Annotated in this window: 19 protein-coding genes; 14 read left to right on the top strand and 5 right to left on the bottom strand. The window is 69.5% G+C overall.

Annotated features, from left to right (window positions below; all coding sequences use genetic code 11):
• The first annotated feature begins 38 nt into the window (after window positions 1-38).
• The 7 genes from ACXJJ3_RS39455 to ACXJJ3_RS39485 are packed head-to-tail and all read left to right on the top strand — an operon-like array spanning window position 39 to window position 4,903.
• Window positions 39-239 (top strand): hypothetical protein, encoded by a 201-nt coding sequence (locus tag ACXJJ3_RS39455; protein WP_458167112.1) that lies wholly within the window; start codon window positions 39-41, stop codon window positions 237-239.
• Window positions 240-276: 37 nt separating this feature from the next.
• The gene (locus ACXJJ3_RS39460) at window positions 277-549 is read left to right on the top strand and encodes a type II toxin-antitoxin system Phd/YefM family antitoxin (protein ID WP_458167113.1); all 273 of its coding nucleotides are present in this window, start codon (window positions 277-279) and stop codon (window positions 547-549) included.
• Window positions 546-953: a PIN domain-containing protein gene (locus tag ACXJJ3_RS39465; protein WP_458167114.1), complete on the top strand. Its 408-nt coding sequence runs from the start codon at window positions 546-548 to the stop codon at window positions 951-953. Before ACXJJ3_RS39460 ends, ACXJJ3_RS39465 begins: the two co-directional genes overlap by 4 nt.
• Window positions 954-996: 43 nt before the next feature.
• On the top strand, window positions 997-2,196 hold the full coding sequence (gene aroC, locus ACXJJ3_RS39470) for a chorismate synthase (RefSeq protein WP_458167115.1): 1,200 nt from the start codon (window positions 997-999) through the stop codon (window positions 2,194-2,196).
• The gene (locus ACXJJ3_RS39475) at window positions 2,193-2,693 is read left to right on the top strand and encodes a shikimate kinase (RefSeq protein WP_458167116.1); all 501 of its coding nucleotides are present in this window, start codon (window positions 2,193-2,195) and stop codon (window positions 2,691-2,693) included. Before aroC ends, ACXJJ3_RS39475 begins: the two co-directional genes overlap by 4 nt.
• Entirely contained in the window at window positions 2,690-3,775 is a 1,086-nt protein-coding gene (aroB, locus tag ACXJJ3_RS39480; RefSeq protein WP_458167117.1) for a 3-dehydroquinate synthase, read from the top strand. Before ACXJJ3_RS39475 ends, aroB begins: the two co-directional genes overlap by 4 nt.
• Window positions 3,776-3,808: 33 nt before the next feature.
• Complete coding sequence (locus ACXJJ3_RS39485; RefSeq protein ID WP_458167118.1) at window positions 3,809-4,903, top strand: Gfo/Idh/MocA family protein; 1,095 nt, start codon at window positions 3,809-3,811, stop codon at window positions 4,901-4,903.
• A 111-nt stretch (window positions 4,904-5,014) separates the two neighbouring features.
• Here ACXJJ3_RS39485 and ACXJJ3_RS39490 read toward each other — a convergent pair whose 3' ends face one another.
• A complete protein-coding gene (locus ACXJJ3_RS39490; protein ID WP_458167119.1) occupies window positions 5,015-7,003 on the bottom strand; it encodes a HelD family protein in 1,989 nt (662 codons plus the stop codon).
• A 52-nt stretch (window positions 7,004-7,055) separates the two neighbouring features.
• Here ACXJJ3_RS39490 and ACXJJ3_RS39495 point away from each other — a divergent pair, with 52 nt between their 5' ends.
• The 3 genes from ACXJJ3_RS39495 to ACXJJ3_RS39505 all read left to right on the top strand — a co-directional run bounded on the left by ACXJJ3_RS39495 (window position 7,056) and on the right by ACXJJ3_RS39505 (window position 8,737).
• The gene (locus ACXJJ3_RS39495) at window positions 7,056-7,637 is read left to right on the top strand and encodes a TetR/AcrR family transcriptional regulator (protein ID WP_458167120.1); all 582 of its coding nucleotides are present in this window, start codon (window positions 7,056-7,058) and stop codon (window positions 7,635-7,637) included.
• Window positions 7,638-7,642: 5 nt separating this feature from the next.
• The gene (aroQ, locus tag ACXJJ3_RS39500; protein ID WP_458167122.1) at window positions 7,643-8,080 is read left to right on the top strand and encodes a type II 3-dehydroquinate dehydratase; all 438 of its coding nucleotides are present in this window, start codon (window positions 7,643-7,645) and stop codon (window positions 8,078-8,080) included.
• Between the two features lie 63 nt (window positions 8,081-8,143).
• Complete coding sequence (locus tag ACXJJ3_RS39505; protein WP_458167123.1) at window positions 8,144-8,737, top strand: helix-turn-helix domain-containing protein; 594 nt, start codon at window positions 8,144-8,146, stop codon at window positions 8,735-8,737.
• On the opposite strand, the gene ACXJJ3_RS39510 is transcribed toward ACXJJ3_RS39505, so the two are convergent.
• Together ACXJJ3_RS39510 and ACXJJ3_RS39515 are read right to left on the bottom strand one after the other, a co-directional pair.
• Window positions 8,734-9,327 carry an NAD(P)-dependent oxidoreductase gene (locus ACXJJ3_RS39510; RefSeq protein WP_458167124.1) on the bottom strand — a complete coding sequence of 198 codons (594 nt, stop codon included), beginning with the start codon at window positions 9,325-9,327 and terminating at the stop codon, window positions 8,734-8,736. The genes ACXJJ3_RS39505 and ACXJJ3_RS39510 overlap by 4 nt on opposite strands.
• The gene (locus ACXJJ3_RS39515) at window positions 9,324-10,214 is read right to left on the bottom strand and encodes an EamA family transporter (RefSeq protein ID WP_458167125.1); all 891 of its coding nucleotides are present in this window, start codon (window positions 10,212-10,214) and stop codon (window positions 9,324-9,326) included. The genes ACXJJ3_RS39510 and ACXJJ3_RS39515 overlap by 4 nt, the downstream gene beginning before the upstream one ends.
• A 74-nt stretch (window positions 10,215-10,288) precedes the next feature.
• Here ACXJJ3_RS39515 and ACXJJ3_RS39520 point away from each other — a divergent pair, with 74 nt between their 5' ends.
• Together ACXJJ3_RS39520 and fxlM are read left to right on the top strand one after the other, a co-directional pair.
• The gene (locus ACXJJ3_RS39520) at window positions 10,289-10,786 is read left to right on the top strand and encodes a MarR family winged helix-turn-helix transcriptional regulator (RefSeq protein WP_458167126.1); all 498 of its coding nucleotides are present in this window, start codon (window positions 10,289-10,291) and stop codon (window positions 10,784-10,786) included.
• Window positions 10,787-10,788: 2 nt separating this feature from the next.
• Window positions 10,789-11,904: a methyltransferase, FxLD system gene (gene fxlM / locus ACXJJ3_RS39525; RefSeq protein WP_458167127.1), complete on the top strand. Its 1,116-nt coding sequence runs from the start codon at window positions 10,789-10,791 to the stop codon at window positions 11,902-11,904.
• Here the strand turns inward: fxlM and ACXJJ3_RS39530 are convergent.
• Window positions 11,882-12,721 (bottom strand): hypothetical protein, encoded by an 840-nt coding sequence (locus ACXJJ3_RS39530; protein WP_458167128.1) that lies wholly within the window; start codon window positions 12,719-12,721, stop codon window positions 11,882-11,884. The genes fxlM and ACXJJ3_RS39530 overlap by 23 nt on opposite strands.
• A 301-nt stretch (window positions 12,722-13,022) precedes the next feature.
• Here ACXJJ3_RS39530 and efp point away from each other — a divergent pair, with 301 nt between their 5' ends.
• Both efp and nusB read left to right on the top strand, forming a co-directional pair.
• Window positions 13,023-13,586 (top strand): elongation factor P, encoded by a 564-nt coding sequence (gene efp / locus ACXJJ3_RS39535; RefSeq protein WP_458167129.1) that lies wholly within the window; start codon window positions 13,023-13,025, stop codon window positions 13,584-13,586.
• Window positions 13,587-13,609: 23 nt separating this feature from the next.
• Complete coding sequence (nusB, locus tag ACXJJ3_RS39540) at window positions 13,610-14,020, top strand: transcription antitermination factor NusB (RefSeq protein ID WP_458167130.1); 411 nt, start codon at window positions 13,610-13,612, stop codon at window positions 14,018-14,020.
• 182 nt (window positions 14,021-14,202) lie between these two features.
• Here nusB and bldD read toward each other — a convergent pair whose 3' ends face one another.
• A complete protein-coding gene (gene bldD, locus ACXJJ3_RS39545) occupies window positions 14,203-14,718 on the bottom strand; it encodes a transcriptional regulator BldD (protein ID WP_141851350.1) in 516 nt (171 codons plus the stop codon).
• Window positions 14,719-14,881 lie beyond the last annotated feature (163 nt).

Below are 14,881 nucleotides of genomic sequence, written 5' to 3' on the forward strand. Positions count from 1 at the left end.
TCGTTGTTATAAGCAACCGATCTTCCGAGGAGCACACGATGACCCCCGCAATCCGTCGTACCGCCGGGCGCCTGGCCGTGGCGGCCCTCGCCACGACAGCCCTCACCGGCGCCGCGATCGCCGGCGGTCAGGCAGCCAACGCCACCACCACCTGCAAAGCCTCCCCGATCGTCAAGACCTTCAACGCCGTCCTCGCCGTCCGCACCGGCTCCACCGAAGACACGAACACCTGCCACTGAATTTGCCCCTTCTGTCTAGTCTGTCTAGACTTCCCCCATGACGATGGCAGCCCCGCCCGGGCAGTGGCAACTGCAGGAAGCCAAACAGCGCTTCAGCGAGCTGATCCGTGCGGTGCACACCGACGGGCCGCAGTTCGTGACGAAGCACGGGCAGCAGGTCGCGGTCGTGCTGGACATCGTGGACTACCGGCGAATGGTGGGAGTGGAAGTGATGGAGAGCTTCAAGAGTTTCCTGGCGTCGGCGCCGGATCTGAGTGATCTGGAGATCGAGCGGTCGACGGAGCCGGTGCGGCAGGTCGACTTCGAATGAGCTTTCTGCTCGACACGAACGTCGTGTCGGAACTGCGCAAGAAGTCGCCGGATCCAGGTGTGGTCGACTGGCTCGCTTCGGTGAAGTCGGCGCAGCTGTACCTCAGCGTTCTGGTGGTGGGAGAGATCAAACAGGGCGCCGAGCGGCTCGCGACCCGGGATCCCCGGCGCGCGGCGGCGATCGACGACTGGCGGCAGCGCCTCGTGCGTGGCTACTCCGACCGGATCGTCCCGGTGTCCATCGAGGTTGCCGAGACCTGGGGGCGGCTGAATGCGAACAGCCGGTTCCCTGCGGTCGACGGGCTGATGGCCGCGACCGCGCTGGTCCACGATCTGACGTTCGTCACTCGCAACACCGCCGACGTCGAGCAGACCGGTGCCCGGCTGCTGAATCCCTTCGGCTGAGACCGGCGTCCAGGTGGTGAATGCGGCGTGAAAGAATCAGCGCATGCTGCGCTGGCTCACCGCCGGCGAGTCGCACGGACAAGCGCTCGTCGCCGTACTCGAAGGTCTTCCCGCAGGCGTTGAGGTCACCACGGACGACGTGGCCGACGCCCTGGCTCGTCGTCGGCTCGGCTACGGCCGAGGCGCCCGGATGAAGTTCGAGCGGGACGAGGTGACGTTCCTCGGCGGGTTCCGGCACGGGCTGACCCTCGGTAGCCCGGTCGCCATCCAGGTCGGCAACACCGAGTGGCCGAAGTGGGAGCAGGTGATGAGCGCCGACCCGGTGGACAGCGAGACGCTGGCCGGGCTCGCGCGGAACGCCCCGCTGACCCGCCCGCGGCCCGGTCACGCCGACCTGGCCGGCATGCAGAAGTACGGCTTCGACGAGGCCCGCCCGGTGCTCGAGCGGGCCAGCGCCCGCGAGACCGCGGCCCGGGTCGCGCTCGGCGAGGTCGCGGCCCGGTTCCTCCGGCAGGCGTACGGCGTGACGATCGTCAGCCACGTCGTCGAGCTCGGCGCGGTCAAGGCGCCGTACGGCGTGATCCCGGCGTACGGCGATGTCGCCCGTCTCGACGCGGACCCGGTGCGCTGCCTGGACCCGGACGCGAGCAAGCAGATGATCGCCGAGATCGACACCGCGCAGAAGGCCGGCGACACCCTCGGCGGTGTCGTCGAGGTGGTCGTCGACGGTCTGCCGCCGGGCCTCGGCAGCTACGTGCACTGGGACCGCCGGCTCGATTCGAAGCTGGCCGGTGCGCTGATGGGCATCCAGGCGATCAAGGGCGTCGAGCTCGGCGACGGCTTCGAGCTGGCCCGGACGCCGGGTTCGCAGGCGCACGACGAGATCGTCGCCTCCGATGGTGTGGTCCGTCGTGCCAGTGGCCGCTCGGGTGGCACCGAGGGCGGGATGAGCACCGGCGAGACGCTCCGGGTGCGGGCCGCGATGAAGCCGATCGCGACCGTGCCGCGGGCGCTCCGCACGATCGACACGTCCACGGGCGAGGCCGCGGCCGCGCACCACCAGCGCTCGGACGTCTGCGCCGTACCTGCCGCCGGGATCGTCGCGGAGGCGATGGTCGCGCTGGTGCTGGCCGAGGTGTCGCTGGAGAAGTTCGGTGGCGACTCGGTCGGGGAGACCGCGCGCAACCACCAGTCGTACCTGGCCCATTTGCCGAAGACCATCACCCCGCGGGAGTGGGAGTGAGCCCGGTCGTCGTCCTGGTCGGCCCGCCCGGTTCCGGGAAGTCGACGATTGCCGCGCTGCTGTCGGAGCGGCTCGGCGTACCGCACCGGGACACCGACGTCGACATCGAGGCGACCGCCGGCAAGCCGATCTCGGACATCTTCGTCGACGAGGGCGAGCCGCACTTCCGCGCGCTCGAGCGGGCCGCGATCGTGGCCGCGCTCCGGGACGGCGGCGAGGTGCTGTCGCTCGGCGGCGGCGCGATTCTGGACCCGGACACCCGCGCCGACCTGGCCGGGCACACGGTGGTCTACCTCGACGTCAGCCTCGGCGAGGCGAGCAAGCGCGTCGGCCTCAGCGTCGCCCGCCCGCTGCTGCTCGGCAACGTCCGTACCCAGCTCCGCAACCTGATGGAAGCCCGCCGGCCGCTGTACACCGAGGTCGCCAAGCTCACCGTCCTCACCGACGACAGGACTCCCGCCCAGATCGCCGACGAAATCCAGGAGCACCTCGGATGAGGATCACAGTCGCGGCCGCGGCGCCGTACGACGTCGTGATCGGGGACAACCTGCTGGGTGAGGTGCCCGGGTTGCTGGGCGACGGCGTGCAGCGGGTCGCGGTGATCCACCCGCGGGCGCTGCGGGAGACCGGGGACGCGATCCGGGACGACCTGACCGCGTCCGGGTTCACCGCGCACGCGATCGAGATCCCGGACGCCGAGGAGGCGAAGACCGCCGAGGTACTGGCGTACTGCTGGTCGGTGCTCGGGCAGGCCGGGTTCACCCGCTCGGACGCCATCGTCAGCGTCGGCGGCGGAACGACCACCGACCTGGCCGGGTTCGTCGCGGCCACCTGGCTGCGCGGCGTGAAGGTCGTGCACATCCCGACCACCCTGCTCGGCATGGTCGACGCCGCGGTCGGCGGCAAGACCGGCATCAATACCGCCGAGGGCAAGAATCTGGTCGGCGCGTTCTGGGAGCCGGCCGGCGTGCTGTGCGACCTGGCGGCGCTCGAGTCGCTGCCGAAGAACGACTACGTCAGCGGCCTCGCCGAGGTCGTGAAGTGCGGCTTCATCGCCGACCCGGTGATCCTCGACCTGATCGAGAAGGACCCGGCCGCGGCCACCAGCCCGTCGTACGGCGCGACCGAGGAACTGATCGCCCGCTCGATCCAGGTGAAGGCCGACACCGTCGGCGCGGACCTGCGCGAGCGGACCACGACCGCCGGCGGCCGGATCGGCCGCGAGGCGCTGAACTACGGCCACACCCTCGGCCACGCGATCGAGCGCGTCGAACGCTACAAGTGGCGGCACGGCGCCGCGATCAGCATCGGCATGGTCTTCGTCGCCGAACTCGCCCGCGCCGCCGGCCGCCTCGACGACGCAACCGCCGACCGCCACCGCGCCGTCCTCGAGTCCCTCGGCCTCCCGGTCAGCTACCGCGCCGACGCCTGGCCACACCTCCAGGACGCGATGAAGCTCGACAAGAAAACCCGCGCCGACCGCCTCCGCTTCGTCATCCTCGACGCCCTCGCCAAACCCACCATCCTCGAGGCCCCCGACCCCAGCCTCCTCCTCGCGGCCTATGGCGAGATCGGTTAGGGTGCTGGAAACGCCTCGGAAAGGGCTTTCCGTATGACTGACATGCACAGGGTCGCGATCGTCGGCACGGGTGGGATCGCCGGTGCGCACGCCGGTGCCGTGGCGGCGCTGGCGGACCGCGCCGAACTCGTCGCGGCCGTCGACGTCGACCTGGACCGGGCGAAGGAGTTCGCCGCCCGCTGGAATATCCCGGCGACGTACTCGAGCCTCACCGACCTGCTGGCCACCGGCCAGGTCGACCTGGTCCACCTGTGCACACCGCCCAGCTCGCACGTCCCGCTTGCCACCGAGTGCCTGGCCGCGGACGTCGACGTGTACCTGGAGAAGCCGCCGACGCTGTCGCTGGACGAGTTCGACGCGCTGATGGCGGCCGAGGAGAGGTCCGCGGCGCGGATCGCCTGCGTGTTCCAGCACCGCTTCGGGTCGGGCGCGGTCCGGCTGCGTGAACTGCTCGCCGACGGCGTCCTCGGACGGCCACTCGTTGCCTTGTGCAACACCGTCTGGTATCGCGACGACGAGTACTTCGCGGCACCGTGGCGCGGGACGTTCGACGTCGAGGGTGGCGGCCCGACGATGGGGCACGGCATCCACCAGTACGACCTGATGCTGTCGATCCTCGGGCCCTGGCAGAAGGTGACCGCGCTGGCGGCGCGGCAGGCCCGCCCGACGCAGACCGAGGATGTGTCGATGGCGCTCGTGACGTTCGAGAACGGGGCGGTCGCGTCGATCGTCAACTCGCTGGTCTCCGCCCGGCAGACCTCCCAGCTCCGCTTCGACTGCGAGAACGCGACGATCGAGCTCGAGCACCTGTACGGCTATCAGAACGCCGACTGGACGATCACGCCCGCCCCTGGCCACGACGAGGTCGCCGCCGCCTGGTCGACCGACCTCCCGGACGTCGCCAGCGGCCACACCGCGCAGCTCACCGCGATCCTCGACGCGAAGGCCGCCGGCGAACCGACCCCGGTCTCGCTCGCCGAGGCCCGCAACACCCTCGAGCTGGCGGCCGCGATCTACGCCTCCGCCTTCACCGACACGCCGATCCACCGCGGCGACCTCGCGCCCGGTACGCCGTACGCCGAACGCATGGGCGGCCCCGGCGCGCCGTGGGGGAGCGGCAAGTCCTAGCGGAGGATCTCGTCCGACCGGGCGCGCTGGCATACAACGTCGAGCGGGTGCGGTGCCCGCGTCGGCGTCGCGTGTGGTCGGGTGTGGCGATGTGCGCGGCAGGGGTGGTTGTCAGCGGGGTGGGTGTTGGGGGTTTAGTTCGGGGGGTAGGGGTTGGTGGTGGAGGACTTGTAGGCGGGAGACAGCTCGGGTTAGGACTACGTAGAGGCGGTTGGGGCCGCGGGGTTCGGCTGTGATGATTTCGGCGGGCTCTACGGCTATTACGTGGTCGTATTCGAGGCCTTTGGCGAGGGTTGCTGGGACTGCTGCCAGGCGGCCGTTGCCGGTGGGGGTGGTTGGTTCCAGACCGGCGGATTTCAGGGCTTCGGTGAGGGTGGGGAGCTGGTGGTCGGCGGCGATCAGGCCGATGGAGCCTTCGGTTTTCAGGGCGTGCTGGGCGGCGGTTACGCAGGCGGTGGGGAGGTCGTCGACCTGGGTGATGGTCAGCTCGCCGTCGGAGCGGTACGAGCGGGTCGGTGGGACGTCGACGGCCAGCGTTGCCAGGAGGCGGTTGGCCAGGTCGACAACGGTTGCGGGGACGCGGTAGCCGGTGCTTAGGGCAACTATTTCGGCGGTTGGTTTGCCTAGGTGGGTGAGTTGTTCGTGCCAGTCGGTCGCGGCCCAGGAGGTCGTGCCTTGGGCCAGGTCGCCCAGAACGGTGATCGAGTTGTGGTCGCTGCGGCGGGCGATCGCGCGGCATTGCATGGGGGAGAGGTCCTGGGCTTCGTCGACGATGACGTGGCCGTAGGCCGGGCCGCGTTCGAGTAGGGCGTCGAGTTCGTCGAGTAGTACGGCGTCGGCGGCGGTCCAGCGGGCGGTCTTCGCCTTTCGGGGTCTTGGCCAGGTGATTGCTTGTTGTTCCTCGGCAGTGAGAGCCGTCGCTTCGCTGGGATCGCTCAGCAGGGAGGCGAGCACGTCGTCGGCTTTGAGGAGTGGCCATACCGACTCGACGTACGGCGTGACGGCGCGGGTCATTCGTCGTAGCCAGGCGGCGTTGCAGTTCTGGCCGCGGGACTCGGCCTGGCGTTGGAGGGCGGCGACGAGGCGCGCGATCAGGCGCTCGCGTCCGGTGAGGTACGTCGTCGCGTCGGCTCGGGTCTCGACCAGCATCTCGGCGAACTCGTGCTGGTTGACCCGCCATTTGTACGACTCGTCGACAACCACGACGGCCTGGTCCGGCGTTCCGATCCGGCGGTAGACGGTGTCGCGGAGGACCTCGGCCATCCGGGCGTCGTGTTTGATCGCGGCGGCGGCTGGTTCGTCGGCGGCGTGGACCTCGCGGTCGAGGAGTTGCTCGATCGTGGTTTGTTCGACGTCGACCTCGCCGAGGGTCGGGAGGACGGCGGAGATGTAGTGCAGGAAGGCTTGGTTCGGGCCGAGGACGAGGACGCCGTTGCGTTGGAGGCGGGAGCGGTGCGCGTACAAGAGGTACGCCGCGCGGTGCAGGCCGACCGCGGTCTTGCCAGTGCCGGGGGCGCCTTGGATGCAGACCGAGATGTCGAGGTCGGTGCGGACGAGGGTGTCCTGCTCGGGCTGGATGGTCGCGACGATGTCGCGCATCGGGCCGACGCGGGCGCGTTCGATCTCCTGGCGGACCAGGTCGCTCGCGCCGGACGGGGCGCCGGAGCTCAGGTGTTCGTCCTCGAAGCTGGTCAGGGTGTTCGCGGACCAGCCGAAGCGGCGGCGGGTGTCGATACCGCGCGGCTCGACCGCGGACGCCTGGTAGAAGGCGGCCGAGACCGGCGCGCGCCAGTCGATCACCAGCGGCGGCCGCCCGATCGCGTCGGAGATGTGCCGACGGCCGAGGTAGTACGTCTGCCTGGTGTGATCGCCGGCGTCCGGGCCGTACGCGGTCACGCCGAAGAACGGCGGGTTGTCGCCCTCCTCGCCCATGTCCCTGGCCAGCGTCTTCAGGTAGTAGCCGAGGCGCTCGGCCGTGTATCGGTCGCCCCAGGTGTGTTCGCCGACGGCGACGTTCTCGCGGGCGCCCGCGACCATCCGGCGCAGCGCCGCGCGGCAGTCGTCGGCGTACGCCCGCTCCGCGGTCAGGTCTCGCATCATCGCCTCAAAACATTAACTCGGTTAATCTTTTGTCTAGGTTAACATAGGTCGTATGGCCGGACTTCGTGAGCGCAAGAAGCAGCAGACGCACGACGCCCTGTCGCAGGCGGCGATCGATCTGTTCGTCAAGCACGGCTTCGACGCGGTCCCGGTGGCCGACATCGCGGCCGTCGTCGAGGTGTCCAAGCCGACCTTGTTCAAGTACTTCCCGAGCAAGGAAGACCTGGTGATGCACCGGATCGAGGACCACCAGGGGGAGGTGGCCCGGGTGGTCGAGGCGTCGTCCGAGCCGCCGGCCGAGGCGTTCCGGACGTTCTTCCTGGCCGGTCTCGCCAACCGCGAGCCGACCACCGGGCTGAACGACCTTCCTCAGGTCGTGACCTACTACAGCCTCGTGTTCAGTACGCCGGCGCTCGCGACCAGGCTGCGCGAGTTCATGGACGACGACGAGCGCGCCCTCGCCACAGCACTCGGCGGCGACCTGGACGCGGAGCTCCTGGCCGCGCAACTGCTGTCGACCCGGCGCATCCTGGCGTACCGCAACTGGGACGCGGTCTCGCGCGGCCAGTCCGCCGACGCCAGGTACCCGACCGCAGTGGCCGAGGCCGAGCAGGCGTTCGAGCGACTAGGGTGATCGCTGTGAGCAAGCGAGTGCTGGTACTGAACGGGCCGAACCTCGGGCGGCTGGGGTCGCGGGAGCCGGAGAAGTACGGGACGACGACGTTCGCCGAGCTGACCGACGTCTGCGAGAAGACCGGCGCGGAGCTCGGTCTCGAGGTCGACGTCCGGCAGACCGACGACGAGGCGGAGCTGGTCGGCTGGCTGCACGAGGCCGCCGACGACCGGACCCCCGTCGTACTGAACCCGGCCGCCTTCACCCATTACTCATACGCGTTGCGGGACGCGATCGCGCAGCGGACCGCGCCGCTGATCGAGATCCACCTGACGAACCCGGCCACCCGCGAGGACTTCCGGCACACCAGCGTCGTTGCCGGGGTGGCGACCGGGACCATCGCCGGCTTCGGCCTCGACTCGTACCGGCTGGCGCTGCGCGCACTCACCACCCTGGATTCGTAACCAACGTGCCTCATCGGGCATCAGGGTGAGTGTGGACATCACTCGGCGCGATGGGGGACAACGATGACGATTCCGGTCTGGGTGCAGGCACTCGACCCGCTGTCGCAGTTCGGCCTGGTGCACGCGCTGGAGCGCCGTCCGGAAGTCTCGCTGACGGACGAGCCGGGTCCGGGCGTGGTCGCGCTGATCGCCGTGGATGCGGTCGACGCGGTGGCGGTGCAGGTACTGCGGTGTGCGACCGAGCGCGGGTGCGACCGGCTCGTGCTGATCGGCAGCTCGATCGACGACGACGCGCTGATGACGGCGGTCGAGCTGGGCGTCTCCGGCGTACTGCGTCGTACCGAGGCGACCGCGGACCGGATCCTGCACCTGGTGCAGGCTGCCGCGGCAGGAGACGGCGGGCTGCCGACACACCTGTTGGGCCGCCTGCTCGGGCAGGTGCCGCGCGTCCGGAGGTTGCCGCACGCGGGGCTCTCCGACCGCGAGACGCAGGTACTGCAACTTGTTGCTGACGGCAAGGACACGCAGGAGATCGCCCGCGAGCTGTCGTACTCCGAGCGCACGGTCAAGAACGTCCTGCACGCCATCACGAGCCGCCTGCAACTCCGGAACCGCTCGCACGCCGTCGCGTACGCCCTCCGCCAGGGGCTGATCTAGTACCCGACGGTGAAGCGCTGCCGGATGTGCTGGGCCTGCTCCGCCTCGTCGACGAGTGCGACGGCGAAGTCCTCCAGCGAGATGCCCGCGCCGACGAGGTGGTCGTAGCCCGTCCGGTAGCGCCCGGTCCGGACGCCCGGCTCGAGCGAGGCCGGCGGGCTCACATAGGTCCAGTCCAGCCCGTCGACTGCGCGCACCAGCTCGTACTGCGCCGCACATGCGCGCGCGATCGGCAGCAGTGCGGCCGGGAACTCGGGCGAATCCATCAGCAGCACCTCCTGTCCCGGCACGAGCAGACTCGCAGCACCACCGACGACGATCAGCCGCACGCCCGTCACCCGAAGCCCGGCCAGGAGCCCCTTGGCGGCGTCCACCAGCTCGCCTTCAAAGCCGTCGCGCGGACGCGTCGCACTGATCACCACGTCGTACCCGGCGCTCAATCGCGCCACGTCGTCCGCGTTGGACGCGTCGCCGCGCAGGAGCGTCGGCCCGGATCTGCCGACGCCGTCGACGTGATGACCGCGGGCTGTTGCTTCCTGGACGACACGGCTGCCGACGGCGCCGGATGCGCCCCACACGAGCATCCTCATCCGACGAGCACCCGCGGCTTCTCGACAACGACAGGCGTACGGCGGATCTGTGCGCCGATCAGTGCTGCCAGCACGATGAGACCGCCAAGGGCCTGGAGTGCCGTCAAGTGCTGGTTGAGAACCAGCCAGCCCAGTGTGGTCGCAACGACCGGGCTGAGCAGCCCCAGGAACGTGACTTCGGTAGGAGCGAGCTCCCGCAGCCCCCGGAACCACAGGGCATAGGCAACAGCCGAACCGAACACGGTCAGGTACGCGTAGCCCGCAAGATTCCGCAGGGTGAAGTCAGGGAGCGATCCTTCGACCAGGAACGTGACCGGCAGCAGTACCAGCCCGCCAGCGACCAGCTGCCACCCCGTAGTGGCCAGCAGGGGAGCAGGCGACGTCCAGCGCTTGCTGAGTACGACGCCGAACGCCATCACGACTGCCCCGCCGACGGCAGCCAGCACGCCCCACGCGTCCAGCCGGGCGCTGGCACGCAGTACCAGTAGGCCAACGCCGAAGATTCCGGCGATAGCAGTGAGCACGGTGTGCAGGGAGAGACGCTGACGGAGCAGGGCTGCGGACAGGAGTGCGACTAGCAACGGCTGAATGGCCCCAACGGTTGCAGCGACGCCGCCAGGCAGCCGGTAGGCGCCGACGAACAGCAGGGCGTTGAAGGCGCCGATGTTGAGCGTGCCCAGCACCAGCGAACGCCACCACCAGCTGCCGCGCGGCAGGACCCGGGTGATCGCCACCAGCACCAGGCCGGCCGGCAACGCGCGGAGGAGCGCGGCCAGCAACGGACGGTGCGGCGGGAGTAGCTCGGTGGTGACCAGGTACGTCGTACCCCAGAACATCGGCGCGATGGCCGTGATCAGCAGGATGAGAGTTCGTCGATTGCTTAGCACTAAGACAAAATATCTCAGCACTAAGGTAGTTTCAAGTCTCTCACCGCTAAGCGATCCGGCGCTAGGCTGGGGGGATGGCAGATCACGTCGACCTGGTGCTCGAGCAGTGGCGCGCGCGGCGGCCGGACCTGGACGCCTCGCCGATGGGCATCATCGGGCGGATGAGCCGGCTCGGCGCGCTCTTCGACGCCGAGCTCCGGCGGAACTTCGCCAAGCACGACCTGGACCGCGCGTCCTTCGACGTGCTCGCGACACTGCGCCGCAGCAACCCCGAGCACAGCCTGACCCCGGCCGGGCTGATGCACTCGTCGATGGTCACGTCCGGCGCCATCAGCCAGCGGCTCGACCGGCTGGAGGCCCGCGGACTGGTCACCCGCGCGCCCAGTGAGACCGACCGGCGCGGTGTCCAGGTGACGCTGACACCGAAGGGGCTCGAGCTGATCGACAAAGTGCTGCCGACCCATGTCGACACCGAGGCGCAGTTGCTCGCCGGGCTGTCGACGGCCGAGCGGGATCAGCTGGCCGGACTGCTGCGGGCGTTGCTGGAATCGCTCGGGGACAAGCGGGACTGACCATGACCGGCGCCGGCGCGGACTCGTTGCGGACGGCCCTCGTCCGGCACCTGACCGCGGCCGGCACGATCAACGACCGGCGGGTTGCCGCCGCGTTCCAGGCGGTACCGCGGCACCTGTTCGTGCCGCATGTCCCGTTGGAGGTCGCGTACGCCGACGACGTGGTGCCGATGAAGCAGGACCGGGCCGGGGTGCTGACGAGCTCGGTGTCGCAGCCGAGCATCATCGCGTTGATGCTGCAGCAGGCCGCGATCCGGCCGGGCGACCGGGTGCTGGAGATCGGTTCCGGCGGCTACAACGCCGCGCTGCTGCGGGAGCTGGCCGGACCGGACGGCGCGGTGACGACGGTCGACATCGACGCGGACGTGACGCTGCGGGCGCGGGCGTCGCTGGACCGGGCCGGGTACGGCGACGTGGCCGTCGTCCAGGCCGACGGCGAGTTCGGGGATCCCGGGCGGGCGCCGTACGACCGGATCGTGGTGACGGTGACCGCGTGGGAGGTCGCGCCCGCGTGGCTGCGGCAGCTCCGGCCGGACGGGCGCATCGTCGTACCGCTGCGGATCCGGGGGCAGACGCGGTCGGTGGCGTTCGACCTGGTGGGGGAGCACCTGGAGAGCAGGTCGGCGACGCTGTGCGGATTCGTCAGCATGCAGGGGGCCGGTGCGCACTACGAGCGGTCCGAGGACGGGCTGACGTACGACGAGGACCAGGTCGACGAGCCGCACCCGGAGGGCGACGTACTGGATCAGCGACGCGAGCGGGAGTGGTCCGGGCTGTCCGTGGATCGTGAGGAGCCGTTGCTGGATCTGTATCTGTGGCTGGCGTGCAACCTGGCCGGGTACTGCGTCCTGGACGGGGACGGCGTGGCTGCTGTCGCGACGGCGGACAGCCTGGCCTACCTGACCAGACGGACCGGCCGGCACCGGTCACACGTCGAGCTCGGCTGCAGCGGCCACGGGCCGGATGCGCGGGTTTTGATCGACCGGATGCTGTCCGAGGTGCGTCGGTGGGACGGGCAGCATCCGACGTTCCAGATCCACCCGCTAGGTGCTGAGCTGCCGCCCGGGTTCCACATCGCCCGGCGGCACAGCTACATCACTGTGCAGTGGGAGGCGTAGGCCGCGGCGGGTTGCCGACGGTCCGCCAGAGCTCGTCGATGTCGGAGCGGTCGTCGGGCTCGGGGGTGTCCACCCAGCCGCTGGCCCAGACGTTCTCCTCGCGGTCGTCGAGGTTGAAGATCGACTCCGCGAAGGCCGCCGAGCCGACGTACCGGCCGTCGTCCTCGTCGGGCTCGTCCGCCTTCTCCGGGGTGGCGGAAGGCTTCGGGGCGACCAGGGAGCGCGCGTACTGCTGGGCCTCGAGCAGGCCGAGCTCGCGTTCCTCGCTGAGCAGGCGGACGGCGCCGACCTCGTTGTTCGCGTTCATCAACTCGCGCACCCGGGCGTCCAGGTCCTGGTTGCTGGACGGCAGGTGGTTCTGCGGCGGACGGTGGGCCGGTGGCTGGTACGGCGCCGGGTTGTACTGGACCGGGTACTGCTGGGCGGGCTGGAACTGGCCGGGGGCCTGGTAGGCGCCCGCCTGCTGGTACGGCTGCTGGGCTGGGGGAGCCCACTCGCCGGGGCGGGCCGGCTGCCGACCGTTCTGCAGGAGCTGCTGGAGGACGGCCGCGGCCTGCTGGCTGCCCTGCGGGGTGCCGGGTTGCGCCGGGAACGAGGGCTGACCAGGAGCCGGCGGCGGGCCGCCCTGTCCGGCGGCCTGGGTGTACTGCCCCTGGAACTGGACCGGCTGGCTGCCGCCTTGCTGTGCCTGGATCTTCTGCACCAGCGCCTGCATCCGGGCGTTCTGCTTGGCGTTGCCGCCACCGCTCTGCTGCTTCGCCTTGTTGATCAGCCCGAGCACGATCATCACCACGACGAAGATCACGAACCCCGTCATCAGCCGGCCTCCTGGCACTCCGTCGTCGATCGAGCATCCAGCCTAAGCCCACCCAGGTCCGCCGAATCGGAGGAAGCCCGGTGTGACCGCTACAATCTCGTGTAAGAGTGCGTCCGAGGCCCCACCGCCTACTGCTCGGCGCTCGGCACGGCACCTCGCCGCACGGGTGCAAAGGGCACGATGCTCCGCGTCGAACCCTTCGCCCTCGCACGCCGATGCACCGCACCGAGCACCTGCTCGCTACGGCGCTGGGACCTCGGACGCACTCTGACCGCTGATCGAATTCGAAGGGCATACCCGCGTGGCATCGACGAACGACCTCAAGAACGGCATGGTGCTCGACCTGGACGGCCAGCTCTGGTCCGTCGTGTGGTTCCAGCATCACAAGCCGGGCAAGGGCGGCGCCATCGTCCGGACCAAGCTGAAGAACGTGCTGTCCGGCAAGGTGGTGGACAAGACCTTCAACGCCGACGTGAAGGTCGACGTGGCCACGGTCGACAAGCGTGACATGACGTACCTGTACAACGACGGCACGGCCTACGTCTTCATGGACAAGTCGACGTACGAGCAGCTCCAGCTGCAGCCGGAGGTGGTCGGCGACGCCGTGCACTTCCTGCTGGAGAACCAGGACGCGATCGTCGCCGTGCACGACGACCTGCCGCTGTACGTCGAGCTGCCGGCCTCGGTCGAGCTCCTCGTCGAGTACACCGAGCCCGGTCTGCAGGGCGACCGCTCCAGCGGCGGCACCAAGCCGGCCCGTCTGGAGACCGGCTACGACATCCAGGTGCCGCTGTTCCTGACCACCGGCGAGAAGGTCAAGGTGGACACCCGGACCGGGGACTACCTCGGCCGCGTCAACTCCTGACGACCGAAAGCTGACAACAGCACATGTCTGCCCGTAGCAAGGCCCGCAAGCGCGCACTGGACGTGCTGTTCGAGTCCGAGGTCAGGGGGCTGCCGGTTGGCGGCACCCTGGCCGACCGGGTGGCGGACAACGACCCGCCGGTGAACGAGTTCACCGTGGCGCTGGTCGAGGGAGTGGCGAAGCACGTCGAGCAGATCGACGAACTGCTCGAGACCCACTCGGTGGGCTGGTCGCTGGACCGGATGCCGGCCGTGGACCGGAACATCCTCCGGATCGGTGCCTACGAGCTGCTGTACGACGACCAGGTCCCGGACGTGGTCGCGGTGAGCGAGGCGGTGGCGTTGGCGCGGGACCTGTCGACCGACGAGTCCCCGACGTTCGTGAACGGGCTGCTGGCGAGACTGCTGCAGCTCAAGCCGACGCTGGGTCTGTAGACCCGAGGGGGCGAGACCCTCTTCGTTCTGCTGTTTCTGCGTTGCTGCCGAGTTCCTGCTACCAGGCCCGGTGACCGTCTCGGTACGGTCCCGGGCCTCCGTTTCGTCCCCGTGTGAGTGAAGGCGGGCGGCCGCGGGCCAGCTGCTACAAGCCCCGACCGTCAAGTGCCTTCGGTGGCCGATCAGGCGCCGGCAGCCTCGGACGACTCCTCGACGTCACCCTTCGCCTCGGGGTTCAGGACTCCCCAGGAGATGAAGCGCTCGGTCAGCGTCGTCGGCGACTCGTCGTAGATCACCGCGAGCGTGCGCATGTCGTCCTGACGGATCGACAGCACCTTTCCGTTGTAGTCCCCGCGCTGAGCCTGGATCGTGGCCGCGTACCGCGTCAGCGGACCGGCCTCGCTCGCGTCGAGGTGTTGCAGAGCCTCCAGGTCGAGGATCAACCGGGGCGGAGCGGCAGCCGCAGCGGCCGCGCTGGCGTTTCCAGGGAGCAGTTCACGGATCGGAACGCCGTAGAAATCGGCGAGTTCCGCGAGCTTCTGGACCGTGACGGCCCGATCGCCGCGCTCGTACGAGCCGACGACGACCGCCTTCCAGCGACCCTTGGACTTCTCTTCCACACCATGCAGCGACAGCCCTTGCTGCTGGCGGATGGCGCGTAACTTGCCACCCAGTGTCTTCGCGTATTCGCTAGGCACGCTGGTTCTTCCCTCCAACTAGTTTCGTTCGGTCCGGCCTGCCGGAACGGGCCGGGTCTTGAAACCCCCCTCGATTACACAGAGTAACAATATTCCGGAGCGTAGGCCAGCGTCAAGACGGCGTGTCACATCCGATACCATGTCAAGCGGTCCGAACGTCCTT

Source organism: Kribbella sp. WER1 (assembly GCF_054189145.1).